The 19,103-nt window shown below is 71.9% G+C and carries 13 protein-coding genes and 2 tRNA genes; 8 read left to right on the top strand and 7 right to left on the bottom strand.

Going from position 1 to position 19,103, the window contains the following annotated elements:
• Positions 1-54: 54 nt before the first annotated feature.
• Entirely contained in the window at positions 55-1,350 is a 1,296-nt protein-coding gene (locus Q4A22_RS06865) for a thymidine phosphorylase (RefSeq protein WP_303178069.1), read from the bottom strand.
• Between the two features lie 171 nt (positions 1,351-1,521).
• On the opposite strand from Q4A22_RS06865, the gene Q4A22_RS06860 reads away from it, so the two are divergent.
• Positions 1,522-2,739 (top strand): NupC/NupG family nucleoside CNT transporter, encoded by a 1,218-nt coding sequence (locus Q4A22_RS06860; RefSeq protein ID WP_303178023.1) that lies wholly within the window; start codon positions 1,522-1,524, stop codon positions 2,737-2,739.
• Here the strand turns inward: Q4A22_RS06860 and Q4A22_RS06855 are convergent.
• From Q4A22_RS06855 to Q4A22_RS06845, 3 genes are all read right to left on the bottom strand, one after another.
• Positions 2,726-4,777: an FAD/NAD(P)-binding protein gene (locus Q4A22_RS06855; RefSeq protein WP_303178022.1), complete on the bottom strand. Its 2,052-nt coding sequence runs from the start codon at positions 4,775-4,777 to the stop codon at positions 2,726-2,728. The genes Q4A22_RS06860 and Q4A22_RS06855 overlap by 14 nt on opposite strands.
• 136 nt (positions 4,778-4,913) lie before the next feature.
• Entirely contained in the window at positions 4,914-6,878 is a 1,965-nt protein-coding gene (locus Q4A22_RS06850) for a S8 family serine peptidase (protein ID WP_303178021.1), read from the bottom strand.
• 201 nt (positions 6,879-7,079) lie between these two features.
• Positions 7,080-7,172: transfer RNA gene (locus Q4A22_RS06845), tRNA-Ser, on the bottom strand.
• 243 nt (positions 7,173-7,415) lie between these two features.
• Here Q4A22_RS06845 and Q4A22_RS06840 point away from each other — a divergent pair.
• On the top strand, positions 7,416-8,519 hold the full coding sequence (locus Q4A22_RS06840; protein ID WP_303178020.1) for a glycosyltransferase: 1,104 nt from the start codon (positions 7,416-7,418) through the stop codon (positions 8,517-8,519).
• A 28-nt stretch (positions 8,520-8,547) separates the two neighbouring features.
• Positions 8,548-10,050, top strand: a complete 1,503-nt coding sequence (locus tag Q4A22_RS06835; RefSeq protein ID WP_303178019.1) for a lipopolysaccharide biosynthesis protein — start codon at positions 8,548-8,550, stop codon at positions 10,048-10,050.
• 78 nt (positions 10,051-10,128) lie between these two features.
• Here Q4A22_RS06835 and Q4A22_RS06830 read toward each other — a convergent pair whose 3' ends face one another.
• Together Q4A22_RS06830 and Q4A22_RS06825 are read right to left on the bottom strand one after the other, a co-directional pair.
• Positions 10,129-11,262: a glycosyltransferase gene (locus Q4A22_RS06830; protein WP_303178017.1), complete on the bottom strand. Its 1,134-nt coding sequence runs from the start codon at positions 11,260-11,262 to the stop codon at positions 10,129-10,131.
• 97 nt (positions 11,263-11,359) lie between these two features.
• Positions 11,360-13,516, bottom strand: coding sequence for a RecQ family ATP-dependent DNA helicase (locus Q4A22_RS06825; RefSeq protein ID WP_303178015.1), 2,157 nt, complete (start codon positions 13,514-13,516; stop codon positions 11,360-11,362).
• Positions 13,517-14,115: 599 nt separating this feature from the next.
• Here Q4A22_RS06825 and Q4A22_RS06820 point away from each other — a divergent pair.
• The gene (locus Q4A22_RS06820; protein WP_303178013.1) at positions 14,116-14,514 is read left to right on the top strand and encodes an SRPBCC family protein; all 399 of its coding nucleotides are present in this window, start codon (positions 14,116-14,118) and stop codon (positions 14,512-14,514) included.
• 93 nt (positions 14,515-14,607) lie between these two features.
• Here Q4A22_RS06820 and Q4A22_RS06815 read toward each other — a convergent pair.
• Positions 14,608-14,680, bottom strand: a tRNA-Lys gene (locus Q4A22_RS06815).
• A 292-nt stretch (positions 14,681-14,972) separates the two neighbouring features.
• Between Q4A22_RS06815 and glsA the strand changes: the two genes are divergently transcribed.
• The 4 genes from glsA to Q4A22_RS06795 all read left to right on the top strand — a co-directional run.
• Positions 14,973-16,814 carry a glutaminase A gene (glsA, locus tag Q4A22_RS06810; protein WP_303178011.1) on the top strand — a complete coding sequence of 614 codons (1,842 nt, stop codon included), beginning with the start codon at positions 14,973-14,975 and terminating at the stop codon, positions 16,812-16,814.
• A gap of 40 nt (positions 16,815-16,854) precedes the next feature.
• A complete protein-coding gene (locus Q4A22_RS06805) occupies positions 16,855-17,475 on the top strand; it encodes a hypothetical protein (protein ID WP_303178009.1) in 621 nt (206 codons plus the stop codon).
• A gap of 222 nt (positions 17,476-17,697) precedes the next feature.
• Positions 17,698-18,315 carry a hypothetical protein gene (locus tag Q4A22_RS06800; protein WP_303178007.1) on the top strand — a complete coding sequence of 206 codons (618 nt, stop codon included), beginning with the start codon at positions 17,698-17,700 and terminating at the stop codon, positions 18,313-18,315.
• Positions 18,316-18,321: 6 nt separating this feature from the next.
• Positions 18,322-19,103 (top strand): inorganic phosphate transporter (locus tag Q4A22_RS06795; protein WP_303178005.1); only part of this gene is annotated, 782 nt, incomplete at its 3' end.

Here is a 19,103-nt window from a genome sequence, read left to right as displayed (position 1 = left end):
GGGGCGGGATGTGACGGCGTGGGCCGGCGCCGTCGCGGGGTGCGACGGCGGTGCTCAGGCGATGCGGTCCAGAACCACGTCCTCGCGGGCACCGGTGCCGTCCGCGGCGTCCGGGTCGATCGTGGCGCCACCGGCGAGGGACTCCAGCGCACGGTCGAAGCGCTCGGGGGTGTCCGTGTGCAGGGTGAAGAGCTTCTGACCGCGGGTCACGCGCTCCCCGGGCACGGCGTGGATCTCCACGCCGGCACCGGCCTGGACGGGGTCCCCCTGGCGGGCGCGGCCCGCGCCGAGGCGCCAGGACGCCACCCCCACGGACATCGCGTCCAGCTCCGTGAGCACGCCCTCCGTCTCCGCGAGCACGTCCTGCGTGTGCGCGGCCGAGGGCAGCGGGGCCTCGGGGTCCCCGCCCTGGGCGGCCACCATCCTCTTCCACGTGTCCATGGCGCGCCCGTCCTGCAGCGCCGCCTCCACGTCCGCGTCGTGCACACCCGCGGCGGCAAGCATCTCCTGCGCGAGCGCCACGGTCAGCCGCACGACGTCGCCCGGGCCGCCTCCCGCGAGCACCTCCACCGACTCGCGCACCTCCAGGGCGTTGCCCACGGTGCGCCCCAGCGGGCGGGACATGTCCGTGAGCAGGGCGACGGTGTCCACGCCGTGGTCCCGGCCGAGGTCCACCATGGTGCGCGCGAGCTCACGGGCGTCCGCCTCGGACTTCATGAACGCGCCCGGGCCGGTCTTCACGTCCAGCACCAGGGCGCCGGTGCCCTCCGCGATCTTCTTGGACATGATCGAGGAGGCGATCAGGGGGATGCACTCCACGGTGGAGGTGGTGTCCCGCAGCGCGTAGAGCTTCTTGTCCGCCGGGGCCAGGCCGCTGCCGGCCGCGCAGATCACGGCGCCCACGGTGTCCAGGACCTCCATCATCCGCTCGTTCGACAGCTCCGCCCGCCAGCCGGGGATGGCCTCCATCTTGTCCAGCGTCCCCCCGGTGTGTCCCAGACCGCGGCCCGACAGCTGAGGAACGGCCACCCCGAAGCACGCCACGAGCGGAGCCAGGGGCAGGGTGATCTTGTCCCCCACGCCACCGGTGGAGTGCTTGTCCGCGGTGGGGCGGGAGAGGGCCCCGAAGTTCATGCGCTCGCCGGAGTCGATCATGGCCTGCGTCCAGCGGGAGATCTCCGCGCGGTCCATCCCGTTGAGGAAGATGGCCATGGCCAGCGCGGACATCTGCTCGTCCGCCACCACACCCCGGGTGTAGGCGTCCACCACCCAGTCGATGGCCTCCGGGGACAGCGTCTCGCGGTCCCTCTTCATGCGGATCACGTCCACGGCGTCGAACGCTTCGACCACTGTGCTCACTCCCTCGGGTAGCTGCGGCGCCGTGCGGTGAGGGGCCTGCGCCCGCGCCACGGCTCACCGGCAATCCTAGGGGCCGGAACGGAAATTCCGTCCCCTATAGTCTTGACACGTGTTCGTGCCCGGCCCTCTGCCGGGCACCGGGAATCGAAAGCTGGGGTCACCGTGGACCGTTTCCAGGGCCTGGTGGGGGTCGTCCTCATCCTGGGCACCATCGTTCTGCTCTCGCGCCACCGCCGGGCCATCCGCTGGCGCACCCTGGCCGTGGGGCTGGCCCTGCAGGTGGGGGTGGCCCTGCTGATCCTCAAGTGGGGTCCGGGCTTCGAGGCCCTGAAGTGGTTCTCCGGGCTGGTCCAGGGGCTCATCGGGTTCACGGGGGAGGGCACCAAGTTCGTCTTCGGGGGCCTGCTCAACGAGAACAACGGGTTCGTCTTCGCGCTGAGCGTGCTGCCCGTGATCATCTTCCTGGGCGCGCTCATCGGCGCCCTGTACTACCTGCGGGTCATCCAGGTGTTCGTGCACGTGCTGGGCACCGCGCTCAACAAGGTCATGGGCACCTCCAAGATCGAGTCCGTCTTCGCCTCCACCGTGATCTTCCTGGGCCAGAGCGAGGCCCCCCCGATGATCAAGCCCTACATCAGCAAGCTCACCCGCTCGGAGCTTTTCGCGTGCATGACCGGCGGCTTCGCGGCCGTGGCCGGGTCCACCCTGGTGGGCTACTCCCTGCTGGGCGCCCCGCTGCCCTATTTGTTGGCGGCCTCCGTGATGAACGCCCCCGGATCCCTGCTCGTGGCCAAGGCGCTCATGCCCGAGACCGAGAAGTCCGTGGCCTCCGTGAACGCGCTGAAGGTGCGGGACACCGAGTCCAAGAACCTCATCGACGCGATCGGCACGGGTGCCCTCAGCGGCGGCCGGATCGCCGTGATCGTGGGCTGCCTGCTGATCGCGTTCATCGCCCTGATCGCCCTGGTCTCCGCGGTGCTGGGATGGTTCGGGTCCCTGTTCGGCTTCCAGGGCTGGTCCCTGGAGGGACTGTTCGGGATCATCTTCGCGCCGCTGGCGTGGGCCATCGGTGTGCCGTGGCAGGACGCCGCCCAGGTGGGCAACTTCATCGGCCAGAAGACCATCCTCAACGAGTTCGTGGGCTACACCGCGTTCGGTCCCGAGATCCCCCACCTGGACCCCCAGTCGGTGCTGATCACCACGTTCGCACTGGCCGGCTTCGCGAACCTCTCCTCGATCGCCATCCAGATCGGCTCGATCGGCGGCCTGGCACCGGACCGGCGCGGGGACGTGGCCCAGATGGGTCTCTTCGCCCTGCTGGCAGGGTTCCTCACCAACATGCTCAACGCCGCGCTCGTGGGCGTGATCATGGGCCTGTGACGGGCTCCGCACGGGCCGAGCGGACCCGGCGGCCCGGCGCGGGCTCCGCCGGGCGCCGCTCCCCCAGGACCTCCCGTGCGATCTGGTCCGCGTCCCCCAGGGTGCGGGCCCCCAGGTGGGCGGGCGCCCCGGCTTCCGCGGCGATGGCCACACCCCACTGCACCGAGCACAGCTGCAGACCCAGCACGTAGATCCCCGGCTCGGCCTGGTCCCGCTCCCCCACCGCGCGGTAGACGAACGACGCCGCGGCGTCGCCGTCGTGCCCGTGTCCCCGCTGGGCGCGCACGTCCAGGCCGGGGCTGGTCTCGGGGCTCGCACCGTCCCTGGTCTCCATGAGGCGGGCACGCACCAGGCCCCGCTCGTGCATGTGGCTCAGCAGGGGCGAGACGTTGCGGTGGACGTCGTTCGGCGGGGACATGGCCTCGATGAGCCACCGTGCCCGGACCGGAGCGGCCTCGACCCACGGGGAGGCCGCCACGAACGTGCCCTGCGAGCGGTCCACGGCGAAGCGGGGCTCGGGACCCAGGAAGCGCACCACGCCCGCGCGGGTCAGCGCCGCGAGCTGCTGGATGCGCAGCACGGGCGGGCCGGAGGCGAGGCCCTCCACGAACGGCTCGAAGTCCCGGCGCAGCTCGTGCACCCAGGACGAGTCGGAGATCCCGATCTCCGCGAGCACCCACTTCAGCACCGTGCGGGCCGCGTTGAGGGAGGCGATGGTCATCTTGACGGGGTCGTCCTCGCCGAGCAGGGAGCCGTGCACGTCCCTGTCCAGGTGGTGGACCACCGCGGCCGCGTACTCGTCGTGGCTCCCGAAGCTCATGTCCTCGAAGGGCCGGGCCAGGCGCGCGGGCTGCAGGTCCCGCCCCGGGACCACGGCCTCTGAGATCAGCGCCGCGGTTTGGCGGTCCCAGGCCCGGGGGTCCGGGTCGGTCAGGATCCTGTCCAGGTCCGAGAGGAAGACCTGCGGGTCCACGGTCAGCGCCTGCGGGTCCGTGCGGGCGAGCACCCGGTAGTAGTTCCACAGGGCGTCCCTGCGGATGAGCGGCAGCAGGTCCCGCTCGAAGGACAGCTCACGGTCCAGTCCGTCCGCGAGCACCCGCACCGCCTCCACGGTGAAGAAGCGGGTGTCCAGGCTCTCGGCGTAGTACCCCCGCAGCACTGCCTTGGCGCGGTAGGGGGTTCCGCGGCGGGAGCCCGCCACAATGTGGGGCTCGCGCCCCGAGGGGTGGTACACCAGCCGTTCGGGGTGGTGGGGGTCCTGCTCGAACGCACCGCCGCGGCCCTCCGTGAGCTGGGCGAGGGCGTCGCAGAAGTTCAGTCCCATCCCGCGCACCAGCACGTTCTCCCCGGCGGGCACCTCGGGCCAGGGTGCGTCCGCGGGCACCACGGGCGGCCAGTAGGTGAGGCCCTGCTCGGCGGCGCCGTCCACGAGGTCCTTCTGCGAGGGGCGCAGGTGGGCGTCCAGGTGGCCCAGGGCGAGCACCACGGCGTCCGCGGGCAGCGTGAGGCCGCCCGAGAGCTCCACGGCGTAGCGGTGCCTGCCGGAGGCCCCGGTCCAGGCGTCCACGGCCTCGGCACGGTGGACGGTGAGCGACACCGTGTCCGGGAGGTTTTGCCGCAGCACGTCGAAGACCCATGCCAGGTACCGGCCGTAGAGCGCCCGGGGCGGGTAGCCCTGCGGACTCAGCTCCGAGAGTGCCCGCCGCTGTGCGTCGCTCAGCGGGTCCGCGAGCACCACCTCACCGGCGACGACGCCGCGGCGCCAGGCGTCGAAGCTCATCCCCCGCAGGGGCTCCAGGGAGGGAACGTCCAGCACGCCCTCACCCGCAATCACCGTGGGGAACAGGGAGGGCGTGTTCATGAGGAACAGCTCGGACTGGTCCGTTCGCCACACGTGTCCCGGGCCCGGGGGGAAGGGGTCCACCAGGTCGATGTGCACCGGCGCCCCCGTGTGCGCGGAGCGGGCCACGAGCCGCTCGACCGCCGACAGACCCCGGGGACCGGCCCCCACCACCACCACGCGCTGCTGAATTCCCATGTCCCCCAGGATATCCAGGGGCCGCTGCGGAAACCGGCGCGGCGCCGGTGGCCCGGGCCCGCGGCGCCAGCCCGTGCATCAGGCCCCGGCCGAGGTCGCGGCGGGCGGGGAAACGGGCCCCGCGGCGTCGTCGTGCTCACTGCACCTCGGTGCGCACCACCTTGCCCGTGGCGCGCGTCCACGCGTACTGGGTGAGCTTGCCGGTGCCCGGGTGGCGGAAGCGCTGGTAGGCGCCGCCGGCGGTCTGCACCTCGGAGGACGTGGGGTATCCCACGCCCGCCTCGAAGCCGTCCTTCGCCCACCGCTTGCCGATCGCGGAGGTCTCCACCACGGGCTGCGCACCGGTGGCCGAGCTCCAGATGATCTTGGTGGTCCGGTTCGTGCCCAGCTGCACGAAGTTCTGGTACGCGCCACCCGTGGCCGTGGGCTGCTCGTCCCTGCTCGGCAGACCGAACGCGGCGGGGCCACCGAGCTGCACGTACCGCGCACCGATGCCCTTCCACGTCTCCACGCGGTGCGCCCCCGTGGCGCTGGACCAGTAGATCCTGGTGGTTCTGCCGCTCTTCACGAAGGTCTGCACCACGCCACCCACGCCGGTGCTCTGCTCGCCGGTGGTGGGCGCCCCGATGCTCGCCGCACCACCGTGGGCGTTGTAGTAGGTGGCGATCGCTCCGCGTACCGTGGGCTTGGCCCGCGGAACCGCTCGCGCGGCCGCGGCGGCGTTCACCTTGCGGTACCCGCTCAGGGCGGTTCCCGTGCTGCGCAGGGTGGTGCGGATGGCCTCCACCCCCAGATCCGGGTTCCGCTCCTTCATGAGCGCGATGGTCCCGGCCACGTGGGGAGCCGCCATGGACGTCCCGCTGAGGTCGCCGTAGGAGGGCCTGCCGATCGAGTAGGTCCCCGTGTTCACCGTGGACCAGATGGGCGCGGAGTTGTCCCCGCCGGGTGCCACCACGTCCACCATGGGGCCCCAGTTGGTGTACCCCGTGAGCTGGTTCTGGGAGGTGGTGGCACCCACCACGATGGCGCCCGGGCAGTTCGCGGGCGAGGCCAGGTTCGCGCTCATGGCGGAGTTGCCCGCCGCAACCACCAGGGGCACGTTGATCGCGTGCATGCGGTCGACGGCCTTCTGCATCACCGCGGGGCAGGAACCCGCGTCCCACGCCTCGGAGAGGTTGACCACCTTGGCGGGGTTCTTGTTCACGGGCACGCCCGGGATCGAGATCCCCGCGGACCACATGACCCCGTCCGCGATGTCCGAGATGTAGCCACGTCCATCCGCGCCGAGAACGCGGGCGTGCTGGATCTTGGCATCCGGTGCCATCCCCGCGATGCCCGCTCGGTTGTTGGTCTGCGCCGCGGCGATCCCCGCCACGTGGGACCCGTGCCACCAGGACGGTCTGCCGGGGCTCCAGTCCCCCTGGTCCTGCGGGTTGGAGTCACGCCCGTTGCCGTCCCGGGAGTGGTAGGTGTCCGAAAGGAAGTCGTAGCCCGGGACGGTCTTGGCGTTGAGGTCCGGATGGTTGGTCTGGCCCGTGTCAGCGATGCCGATCACGATCCCCTGGCCCGTGGCCTGGCTCCACGCGCTCGGCACCCCGATGTTGCGCGGGCCCCACTGGTAGTTCCAGTTGGTGTCGTTGGGGGCCTTGGCCGGGGTGGCCGCCAGTGCGTTGACCACGATCTGGTCCGGTTCCGCGGACTCCACGGCCGGGTCCGCCTCGATGGCCGCCACGGCATCCTTCTGCTCGGCGGGACTCAGCATCTCCGCAGACTCCACCACGTCCTCGCCGGTGCCGGTGGTCCGCACGATGTCCGGGTCCTGGAGGTCCGTGGAGTCATCCGCCTCCTCCAGGACCGCCTCCTTCTGCGTTGCAGGCACGTTCTGCTTGAACTTCACGACGATCCGGTCCGTCTCCGGCAGCACCTTTCCCTGTCCCGTGCTGCCGCGGCCCAGGGACGCCACGCCGCCCTCGGTCTCCGGCCGCGCCTGCGCGGACTGCTCCGACGACGCCGCACCCGGCGGCGCGGCCACCGCCGGTCCCGCTGCGGTGATGAGCGCGAGCGACAGCCCCGCCGTGATCCATGTCCGTGTGGTGCGCATGCGGATCTCTCCCGTTCCGGCCGGGCCCCGGGGGCCGCGCACCGGGATCGGCGGCGGGTGGGCCTCGTGCCGCTCCGGAGTGTATCTATGCAAATCACTGCGAAACGGCCCGGAGCGCAAGCCACCGGATTGTGACGCACGCGGCAGAAAGACGAACGACGCCGCCCGGGTCACCCGGGCGGCGTCGTTCGTCTTCTGCTCTGGCGGAGACGGGGGGATTTGAACCCCCGGCCCGGGGTTAAACCGAGCCCTTCATTAGCAGTGAAGTCCATTCGGCCGCTCTGGCACGTCTCCGTGTGTCATGCAACTACGAGACCCGCAAGGGCAGGGTAGGAGCAGAACAACGCTGACAAGCCTATCCGCCGGGTGTGGCGGCGGTCAAAGTGATGGGCCGGGGCACGGACTCCAGGACCCGGGCGGATGTGACATGCTGCGGGCGGCGGGGAACCGCGTCGCGCCCAGGATCCAGCGCCAGGACACCCGGACGTGGTACTCATGGACCTCATCCCCTGCTCCCACACGGAAGGCCGTCATCCCGTGCGATCCCTCGTAGTCACCGCATGGTTCCCCGACTCGCAGACCCCCAGTCGGACCCCGTTCGTCCTGGAGCACTGCTGGTCCCTGCAGGAAGCAGGTCACGAGGTAGCGGTGGTCCACGTGATCATCGGGCGCGTGGGCGGCCCCACCGTGCAGGAGGTGTACGAGGGGGTTCCCGTGACCCGCTTGCGTCTGAACGTCACCGACCCGCGCAGCTATGCGCGGGTGGCGCGGGTCATCGGCGCAGGCCTGCGACGAGCCCAGGTGCTGCACACCATGGCCTTCTCAGCCGTGCTGTTCGCGGCGGCCCCGTGGCTGCTCCGACGTCGGCCGTGGGTGCACACCGAGCACTGGAACGGGGTTGTCAACCCGGCGAGCGTGGGTCCCCTGTGGGAGCGACTCGCATGGATGCGTCACGCACTGCGGCTGCCTCATGCCGTCACCGGCGTGACCGACGAGCTGTGCCGTGAGATGGCCCGTTTCTCCCGCCCCGGTGCCACGCACGTGATCCCCTGCGTCGTGGAGAACCCCCGCCCCGCAGCGCCCTTCCCCCCCGCACCTCCCGTGCGGCTCGTGGGCGTGGGCGCTCTCATCGAGCGCAAGCGACCGGTGCTGGCACTGGAGACCGTCGCGGAACTCGTTCGCCGCGGCGTGGACGTCCACTACACCCTGATCGGCAACGGGCCCCTCATGGACACCCTGCGCACCACGGCTCGCACGCTCGGCATCGCCGACCGGGTCGATCTCACCGGGCCCATCCCGCCTGCTCAGGTCGCCGACAGGCTCGCGGCCGCGCACGTCTTCTTCCTTCCCAGCGCCCAGGAGAACTTCTTCACCGCCGTGGCTGAGGCGATAGCAGCGGGCCGACCCGCCGCCGTCCCCCTCAGCGGCGGGTTCGACGACTACTGCACCGACGCCAACTCGGTGCTGACCGACAGCTGGGAGGTCCCTGCCCTCGCGGACGCCGTGGAGACAGCGTGGGCGCGTTTCCAGGACGCCGATCCTGCCGCCATTGCCACCACCGTGCGGTCCCGCTTCTCCCGAGCCGTGATCGGCGCGCAGTTCACCCGGCTCTACCGCGCCGTGGCCGAGCGGGTCCGGTGAGAGGCGCACGGTCGATACACTCCACAGGGTGACTTCTTCCCCCGCCCCCGGTTCATCCGCACGGAAATGGCGGGGCATCCTGTTCCCCCCGCCCAACCACGAGAACAGGGACAACCCCATCGGGTCCTCCTTCGCGCTCACCGTGGTCGCGGTGTTCGTGCAGGGACTCTCCCGCTTCGGCTACAGCCTTCTGATCGGCAACATCCTGGGGCGGGAGATCCTGGGGCAGGTCAACCTGGCCATCTCGCTGGCCCTCTTCCTGGTGCTGCTGTGGCCTCAGGCCGCTGGCAACGCCGCCTCCAAGTTCATCGCCATGGCCCGCGGTCAGGGTCACAGGGAGGAGCAGCTGTCCGTGGCGGTCTACACGGCCCGCACCGCCACTCTGGCCACCATCGTGCTCTGCGTGGTGGGAGTCGCGGCGGCCATCGGCTTTCTGCACCTGCCACTGAGCTACGCACTGTCCGCGGGGCTGCTGGTGATCGCCTTGTCCGCGTACAACTTCGTGCGTGGGGTCCGCACCGGCAACAACCAGTTCGTGACCACCGCCGTGTGGGACTGCATCAGCTCCGGTGTGACCCTCACCCTCCTGCTCGCGGTGCTGCTGTGCGGCGCCACCCCCCTGATGCTGCTTCCCCTGAGTCTGGGCTACCTGCTGTACGCCGTCCCGGGCTGGCCCCGCGTCTCCGGAGGAGCACTGCCGCCCGCGCTCAAACACGAGATCAACACGTTCACGGCGTGGGCCGCCGTCAACATCCTCACCGCCTCGGGCCTGCTGCAGCTGTCCGTGATGCTCGGAAAGCACTACGACACGGGCGCGGCCGTGGGGCAGTACTCCGCCGCGGTGAGCATTGCCACGCCCGCCAGCATGCTGTCCTCCTCGATGCTCGTGGCCCTCGCTCCCGCCGTGGCGCGCATGTTCACCGCCGGGGACCACGAGGGGATGAAGCGGCAGCTCGACGGGATCCTGCGCATCATGGTCCTCGTGTTCCTGCCCGTCTTCGGCGTGGGAATCCTGTGGGCCCAGCCCCTCATCCACCTGCTCTACAACGCCCGGGCCGAGGAGTTCACCGAGGCGGTGCCCCTGCTGGTGGTGCTGTTCCTGGCGGTCTCCGCCACCAGCTTCAACGCCTCCAACTCGCGGCTCAACGGCGGGGAGAGCTGGGGGGTGCGAGCGCTCGCGGCCTGCAACGCGGTGGGTCTGCTCCTGGGCGTCTGCACCATCGTGTGGTGGGGCCCCCGCCTGGGAATCATGGCGGCGGCCATCGGGTACCTCGTGGGCTGCCTGGTCAGCTCGCTGGGCCCCCTGGTGATCGTGTGGATCCACGACCGGATGTCCTGGGCCGGACTCATGCTGCGGGTCGCGGCGGGCTACGCCCTCATCCTGGCAGGCCTGTGGTGGAGCACCACGCATCCTGGGATCATCACCACGATTGCGGCAACCGTGGTGTTCCTGGCCTCGTGGTGCCTCCTCTCGTGGCGGGACCTCTCTCGCCACCTGGCCGGACTGCGCGGGAGACTGGGACGCTCCTGACCCCGGCAGGAGCCGTGGACGCTGCGCCGGGGAGGGGCAGGGTGATCCCCCATCGCAGGCCCTGGCACTGAAACGGGCTCAGCGGGTGGCGCCGCCCCGTACCGCCACTCTGTAGCGCACGGTCTGCGCCGCGCTCGCGGCCGCCACGCGCAGGGGGCTCTGCCGGTCCAGAACCCAGCGGAGACGCGGGGTGAGCAGAGCGGCCGGGGTGGCGAACCGGCGTCGTGCGGAGAGCGCATCCAGCAGGTCCGCGGCGCTCGTGGCCGGTTCCAGAAGCGAGAGCACCCGCGCGTCCGCCCGCGACAGCCGGTCCGCCACGTGCGGCGCTGATGCCAGCAGCTCATCGGCGACCGCCCGGGCGGTCGAGGCCTGGCCCTCGTTCCACTCACCGGCGGCCACGAGGTTGTGGACTGCGGGGAAGAAGTTGACGCGGATGTACTTGATGATGTGTGAGGCACGCAGTTCCGGAGTGGTCCCCGCGAACCACGGGTGCTGACCCAGGTCCAGCGCGGCCGCCACCTCGTCCCGCAGCGGCAGAGGCTGCCCGGACACGCGCACGTCCGCATCCGCGTGGACCAGGTAGCCGGGCAGCCCCGCCGCGCAGTCAATGCGTGAGCACCCCGTGTAGAGGGCCATCACGAAGGACTGGTCCTCGCCCGTGCGAACTTTCTCGTCGAAGTCCGCACCGAGACGTCGGATCGTCGCGAGCCGAACCAGGCCGAAGGCCGAACTGCGGTACCCCAGCCGGTCCTTCACCGCGTCCAGGCGCGCGCAGCGCCCCGGTCTTGTGAGAGGCGTGATGTCCGTCCGGCTCCCTTCGTGGTGCTGGAACGGGATGACCAGGTCGCTCCCGCGCCGCTCGGCGATCCCGAGCCACCGGGTCACCGCACCGCGGTCCAGGGTGTCGTCGCTGTCCAGGAAGCTGATGTAGCGCGCGGTGCTCGCGCGCAGTGCCTCGTTGCGGGGAACGGCCGCGGTGACCCCGCGGTCCTCGGCCACCAGGACGGAGACCACCGGGCGCAGGTGCTCGGGGAGCATGGCGAGGACCTGTTCCCCACTGAGGTGGTGGGCGGCCACAACGATCCTGCACTGACCGGGTCCCGCCCCCTCGCTCGCGTCCAGCGCCGAGGACACGGCGCGCGCGAGCGGTCTGGTGGTGGAGTGCACCGGGATCACGATGTCCACGAGCGGCTGCTGCATCGGTTCGACCATGCCTTCACGATAGGTCACCGCCGACGCCGCCCGGTGGCGCTCCGGCCGTGCCTCCCCGGACCGCGCGGCTCCTCCGGCGCTGCGGCCGTGGGCAGCCTCACCCCTGTGCGGCGAGCGCGAGTGGCAGCACCGCGTCCGCGCCGGCACCCCGCAGCTCGCGCCCCGCGACGGTGAGGCTCCACCGGCTGTCCACGAGGTCGTCCACGAGCAGCACCACGGCCTGCGGGGTGCCGGCCAGGAGCTCCGCCAGCTCGGCCGGCACCACGAATCTGCCCCACACCTCGGCCAGCCGGTAGGCGCTGTTGCCGCCGTGGCTGCCCCGGGGGACCTCGGGATCCAGTTCCAGCCGCCCCCAGAAGGGCAGGTGCCCGGCGGCGGCGATGCCGCGCGCGAGGGCGTCCACCAGCTGGGGCCGCGACTGCGACGGCATGGCCACCACCGCCGTGGGCCGCTGCTGCCAGTCCCACTGCGCGAGCACGGTCAGGGCGGCGCGGCCCAGGTCCGCGGTGACGGGGGCGTCCACGGGCTGCCCGTCCGCGTCCGTGCGGAAGACCTCCCGCAGGCGGGTCCCCCACCCGAGGTCCGTGAGCCGGGCGACGGCGCGGCCCCGCTCCACGCGCTCACCCTCCGGGATCTTGCCCTTCACGCGGATCCCCAACCGGTCCATCCCCGTGGGCCACTGGGCTCGGGGCTCCAGGGCCACACCGGCGCGGTGCAGGGCGGCGTCCGCAGCGTCCGCGGCCTGCGCGTCCACGCCCGTGGGGTACCAGGGCCCCGCACAGACGTCGCACCGGCCGCAGGGCTCGGCCGTGGGGTCGTCGAGCTGGCGGGTGAGGAACTGCATGCGGCACTCGCCCGTGCGCTCGTAGTCCAGCATGGCCTGCTGCTCGTCCACCCGGGCCGTGCGCACCCGCTCGTAGCGGGCGGCGTCGTAGGTCCAGGGGCGGCCCGTGGCCTGCCAGCCGCCGCCCACGCGCTCCACGGCGCCGTCCACCGCGAGCACCTTGAGGAGCAGCTCGAGGGGCGAGCGCTTGATGTTGACCCGGGGCTCCAGCGCCGCGACGGACAGCGGCCCGCCGTGCTCCGCGAGCGCGGTGAGCACGGCGGTGGCCTTCTCCTCCGTGGGCATGGACGCGGTGGCGAAGTACTCCCAGATCTCGCGGTCCTCGGAACCGGGCAGCAGCAGCACGTCCGCGCTGTCCGTGGCGCGCCCGGCGCGGCCCACCTGCTGGTAGTAGGCCACGGGCGAGGAAGGCGCCCCCAGGTGCACCACGAAACCGAGGTCCGGCTTGTCGAAGCCCATCCCCAGCGCGGAGGTGGCCACGAGCGCCTTGACCTGGTTCTCCTTCAGCGCCGTTTCCAGCTCCTCGCGCTCGGCCGCGTCCGTGCGCCCGGTGTAGGCGGCCACCCTGTGCCCGGCGTCCGTGAGGGCGCGGGCGGTGTCCTCGGCGGCGCCGATGGTCAGGGCGTAGATGATGCCGCTGCCGGGCAGCTGCTCCAGGTGCCCCAGCAGCCACGCGAGCCGCGCGGAGGTGGAGGGCAGCCGCAGGACGCCCAGGCGCAGGGACCCGCGGGACAGCGGTCCGCGCAGGGTGAAGACCTCCCCCTGGTAGCCGGAGCCCACGCCCAGCTGCTCCCGGACGTCCTCGATCACGCGCTCGTTGGCGGTGGCGGTGGTGGCCAGCACGGCCACCGAGTCCGGAAGCTGCGCGAGCATGTCCTTGATCCGGCGGTAGTCCGGGCGGAAGTCGTGGCCCCAGTCCGAGATGCAGTGGGCCTCGTCCACCACCAGCAGACCGAGCTCGGACATCAGCCGCGGCAGCTGCTCCTCCCGGAAGCGCGGGTTGTTCAGCCGCTCCGGGGAGACGAGCAGCACGTCCAGCTCACCCCGGTCCAGCGCTGCGGAGATCTCCGCCCACTCGGTGGGGTTGGCGGAGGAGATGGCGGCGGCCCGCACACCGGCCCGCCGGGCGGCGGCCACCTGATCACGCATCAGCGCCAGCAGCGGGGAGATGATGAGCGTGGGGCCGTGGCCCTGTGCGCGCATCAGCAGCGCGGAGAGGAAGTACACGGCGGACTTGCCCCAGCCGGTGCGCTGGACCACCAGCGCGCGGCGGTGCTCCGCCACGAGGGCGGAGACGGCCTCGAACTGCCCCTGGTGGAAGTCCGCGGTGGGACTGCCCGTGAGCTCCCGCAGGTGCTCCAGGGCGCGGGATCGCAGGGACGGGTCGGCACTGTGCGCGGCATCGGTCATGGCGGAAGTGTCCCAGGCCCCTCGGACACGCACAGGCGGTGTGGACCGTCGGCACCGGGGCGAGGAGAGAAGAAGAAGACCGGCCAACGTGATGCGTCCGCTGCACCCGGGCCCGTTCCCCCGAACGGGCCCCCACGGCACAGCGGACGCACACGCCGGTATCCGGCGCGGATTGAGATCCGCTCGGAGCCCGCGCCCCCCGGCACGAACCCCGTGTACGCGCCCCACGGGATGACCCGAACACACCACGCCCCCCGGCGTGGACGGCGTTCGAATCGGCTGTGGTGCGCGCTGCCAGTATTCCCCCCGGTCATGGCAGCGCCGCACCGGTGATCCCGTGTGGCGACGTGTTCATGCTGGCACGGCCCCACCTGGATTTCCACCGCCCACGAGCGCGGCGCGCACCGATCGCCGTTCTGTGGACAAGCCCACCTCTTCGCATGTTCGCCCACGTCAGAGCCGTTTTCTGGGCGGTCGCGCACCCTCGGTGTCCCCCGCCGCCCTCCCGGCCGTCACGCAAAATGGGGACACCCGGTCCCCCGTTCTGCGGGCGGTGCACGGGCGTGGACCGGGCCCCGGTGAGCGGGCACACTGGCCACATGGAGATGACCGTGAGCCGCACCGGGCCCGCCGCCCCGCAGGACGTGTGGCGGCACTACCGCCAGCTCGCACTGTGGACCCGCTGGGCTCCCCACCTCACGCGCGTGCGCGCCGACTCCTCGGTGCTGCTGCCGGGGATCGAGGGCACCGTCACGGCACTGGGGCTGGTGCGGGCGCGCTTCCGGGTGCTGGACGTGGCCGAGGACCAGCGGCAGTGGGCCTGGGCCGTTCGTCTGGGACCGGTCCGGCTGCTGCTGGAGCACCACGTCACCCCCGTCCCGGGCGGCGGTTCGCGCGCGGACGTCCGCATCCAGGGGCCAGCCCCGGTGCTCGTGGCCTACGAACCGGTGATGGGGTGGGCGCTCTCCCGCCTGGTCCGGGTGGGCCGGCGGGACTGACGGCGCCGCGAGCGGCACCGGAGCTCCGGGGCTGGTCCGGCCTGCGGACACGAAGAATCCCGCCCCCGGTGGAACCGGTGACGGGATGCACGGTGCGCCCTGTGGGGCTCGAACCCACGACCCATGGATTAAAAGTCCACTGCTCTACCAACTGAGCTAAAGGCGCGTGCCCTCCACGCCCAGGGAGCACCCCGGCGGTCGAGCACGGCCACTCTACCGCAGCCCCCGGGCATTTCCACTCCGTTCCCCGGGCTCAGGAGGCCCCCGGAGGCCCCGACGCCCGGGGAAGGGAGCGGCCGTTGGGAGCCGGGCGGGCGGCGTCGTCCTGGGCCCCGTTCCCCTGTCCGACCGCGGCGGGGTGGCGCCGGTGTGGGACCCTGGAGGTCGAGAAGCCCGCCGGGCGGACGGTCGCGTGGCGCACCGTGCCCGGGGTCCGCACCATCCCCGAGGAGACGCCGATGAGCACCGTTCCCATGTCCAAGCTGGGGCCGTCCCCCATCACCGAGTACCTGCGCCGCGTGGTGGAGGATCTGCGCGGCGTGGACGGCGGCGAGCTCAACGCCTCCATCCCGGAGCTCGCAGGCGCGGACCCGAAGACCATGGGCATCGCCGTGGCCACGGTGGACGGCGCGCTGTACCAGGCCGGGGACACCCGGCAGGAGTTCTGCATCCAGTCCATCTCCAAGGCCTTCACCTACGCGCAGGCGCTCACGGACCGGGGCCTGGAGGGGGTGTTCGAGAAGATCGACGTGGAGCCCAGCGGCGACGCGTTCAATGAGATCTCGCTGCAGCCCGAGACCGGGCGCCCCTCCAACCCCATGATCAACGCCGGGGCGATCGCCGCCACCTCCCTGGTGCGCAACACCTCCCACGGAACCCGCATGGAACGGATCCTGCGGCTGTACTCCAACTGCGCCGGACGCCGGCTGCGCATCAACAAGAACATCCAGGCCCAGGAGCGCCGCGCGGGGGACCGCAACCGCGCCCTGGGGTGGCTGCTGACGTCCCGGGGGATCATCGAGGGGGACCCCACGGGAGCCCTGGACGACTACTTCGGCCAGTGCGCCGTGATGATCGACTGCGTGGACCTCGCCCGCATGGGCGCCACACTGGCCGCGGGCGGGCGCAACCCGGTGACGGGCGAACGGGTCCTGGAGCCGGAGGTGGTCTCGGACGTCCTGTCCGTGATGAACACGTGCGGCATGTACGACGACGCCGGGCGCTGGGCCCTGCGCGTGGGCCTGCCCGCCAAGTCCGGCGTGAGCGGCGGCGTGGTGGCCGTGCTTCCCGGTCAGCTCGCGGTGGCGGTGTTCTCCCCACCCCTGGACCGGCACGGCAACTCGGTGCGCGGGGTTGCGGCGTGCGAGCGCCTCACCCGTGACCTGGACCTGCACTTCGCCCGCACCGAGCGCAACGGCCACTCCACCGTGCGCGCCGAGTACACCCTCGCCGAGACTCCCTCCCTGGTGCGGCGCAACGAGGCCGCCACGGAGATCCTGGAGCACCACGGCCAGGACGCCCGCGTCATCGAGCTGCAGGGGGACCTGCGCTTCGCCGGCGCGGAGACCGCGGTGCGCACCATCCGGGAGGCGGCCCGCGTCTCCACCTACGTCCTGGTGGACATCCGCCAGGTGGACGACATGTCCCGGTTCGTGATCCCCATGCTGGCCCGGACCGCGGAGCAGGTGCAGAAAACGGGCCACCACGTGGTGCTGATCGCGGAGAAGAGCAACGAGCACACCCGGGGCGTGGAGCATCCCATGACCATGTTCACCACCCGGGCGGAGGCCCTGGCCTGGGCGGAGGAGCGGATCCTGGAGCAGTTCGGGGACCCGGAGTGCACACCGGACAAGGTCCACTCCACCCGGTCCGAGCTGCTGAGTTCCCTGGACGAGGAGGACATCCGCCTGATCCGCTCCCACACCGAGCACGTCCAGTGGTCCGCGGGCGCCACCATGCTGCGCGCCGGGCAGAGGTTCAACGGCGTGTTCATGGTGACCTCCGGCAGCGTGGAGGTCTCGCGCCGCTCGCCGCAGGGGGACCGCGTGGAGCTCGAGGTGATCGGGCCCGGGATGAGCTTCGGGGAGATCGCCCTGGGCACCAACTGGCGCTACCTGGTGAGTTTCACGGCCCTCACGGACGTCACCGCCCGGCGCCTGCCGCCCGAGGCCATCGAGCGGATCGAGGAGGAGGACCCCCGCCTCGCACTGCGCTGGTGGCGGGCCGTGAGCCAGCAGGCCATGCTGCGCATCGAGGAGCGCTGGCGCCAGCAGGCCGGGGAGCTGCACACCGCGGACTGAATCCTCGGGGGCGTCGGGGCCCGGGCGTACACTCGGGCGCATGCCCGAACGCCGCGCCCACCACTCACCCGTGAAGTTCTCCCCGGAGAAGTTCGAGTCCCACGAGGGCGGCACGGACCCCGCGCGGGTCTCCGAGGCGGCGCACCTGGCGGCACAGGCGCTCGTCTCCCGCGGGCGCCGCTCCCAGGACCCGCGGGTGCGGGAGCGGCTGGTGCGGCTCACGGACGAGCAGGGGCTGGAGGGGATCGCCGAGATGTGGTCCCAGGCCCCCGCCGTTTCCCTGCCTGGGGCGCTGTGGCGCCTCTACGCACTGCGCGCCGCCGCCCGCACGGATCCCCACCGCATGGGCCGCTGGTTCACGGCCGGGCGCCACGCCGCCCAGGTCTCCCACGTGGTCGCGGGCGTCGCGGACCCGCCCGGCGCGGAGGAGATCTGCGACGTCGCGGACGCGATCCTCTCCGGCGCGTTCCAGGGCGAGTTCGACGTCGCCCTGGAACGTTTCGCGGCGTTCTGCCGGGTGGTCGCCGTGGGCCAGGAGCAGACGCTCGACGTGCCGGGGCTGCGCACCCGGGAGCCGTGGGAGCGCATCCCCCGCCTGCTGCGCACCGCGGACGAGCTCGACGCCGCCGCCGAGGCGTGGCGCGGCGGCCACCTGGAGTGAGCCGCACCCGCGGTTGGAGCCGCGCCGGGGGCCGGCGGTAGACTGAACGCCAGGTGTCGGGCCGTGGCAGCCCCGGGCTCCATCATTTAGCCGCTACGAGCGGCCTTCCGCCGAGAGGCGCTCCCGGTCCGGCACCGCCCCCGTCACGGATCATCCGGGTTCACCGGCATTGGGTAGCATGACGCCCGAACTTGACCGATCGTGATCTCGGAGGACCCACGGATGGCCTTTCGCATCTTCCCCGAGGACGAGCGAGTCACCGAACTGCTCGTGGACATGTCCCGGTGCGTGATCACCGCGGTGGAGCAGCTCTCCGAGCACATCGGCACCGTGGAGAAGGTGTGGGAGCGGCCCTTCACGGAGCTTCTGGACACCGAGGACCGCTGCACCAACCTCTACTTCTCCCTCATGACCACCACCCGTTCCTCTTACGTGGTCCCCATTCCCCGCCAGGACCTCTACATCCTGGGCCACTGGCTGCTGCGCGCGGTGCAGGCCCTCGTGGGGTGCGCGGAGCTGCACCGGCAGCATCGTGTGGAACGCCCCAGCTCCCACGCCGCCGAGCAGCTGGCCGTGGTCCAGCACATGGCGCTGATGACCGGCAAGGCCATGGGGCGGCTGTCCAGTCTGGACGAGCTCGACGACTACTGGTTCGAGATGATGCGCCTCATCCGTCAGGCCGAGCGCACCCAGCGCGTCTACAGGGCGGACCTGCTGGAGAACTTCAAGCCCGCGCAGGCCATCCGCCGCATGGACACCGCCCAGCAGCTCTTCGACGCCGCCGCGGCGCTGGGTCAGGTCTCCTCCGAGGTGGGCCGGATCCTCGTCACGGAGTACTGAGCCACCGTGACAGGACTGCTGGCCGCCACGGGCATCGCACTGACCCTCGTGTTCACCGTGCTCAACGGCTTCCACGACGCCTCCAACGCCGTGGCCCTGCCCGTGCGGTTCAACGCCCTCACGCCCCGGGTTGCGCTGTGGACCGGGGCGGTCTTCAACATGGTGGGGGCCCTGCTCGTGGGGCTCGTGCTGAACCGGATGATCACCTTCGAGATCCCCGTGCCCCTGGACACCGTGGGCGGTGTGGCGCTGATCTGCGCCCTGCTCACGGCCATCGGCTGGGACCTGCTGACCTGGTGGTGGCGCATGCCCTCCTCCTCCACCGCGGCCATCGGCGGGTCGGTGGTGGGCGCCCTGGCCGGCGCCCACGCCGTGGGTCTCCTGGACAGCGCGCTGGGGGTGGGCCCCTACCTGTCGTGGAACGTGCTGCTGCCCATGGTGGCGTCCCCGCTGATCGCCTTCGCGCTGGCGTTCGCGCTGGTGGTTCCCCTGGTCCACCTGCTGCAGCACGAGACCCCTGGTCGGGTGAACTTCCGGGCGGGGGTGATCCAGGCCACCGGAGCGGCGGCCATCCACCTGGGTCACGGCATCCAGCACACCCGGCGCACCCTGTGGATCCTCATGGTGCTCCTGCTCACCGCAGGTTCCGGGTTTCCCCGGGAGGCCATCCCCGCGTGGCTGTCCGTGCTGGTGGGCGGGGGGGGGGGCCCCGGCCCCCCGCGGGGGGGGGGGCGGGTGGCCGACACCCCCCCCCACCCCCCCGGGGCCCACGGCCCCCCGCGCGGCGC

This window comes from Kocuria sp. (genome assembly GCF_030530945.1).
Lineage (GTDB): Bacteria > Actinomycetota > Actinomycetes > Actinomycetales > Micrococcaceae > Kocuria.
Note: the sequence above shows the minus strand (reverse complement) of the source record. Positions and strands in the feature narration are given on the sequence as shown.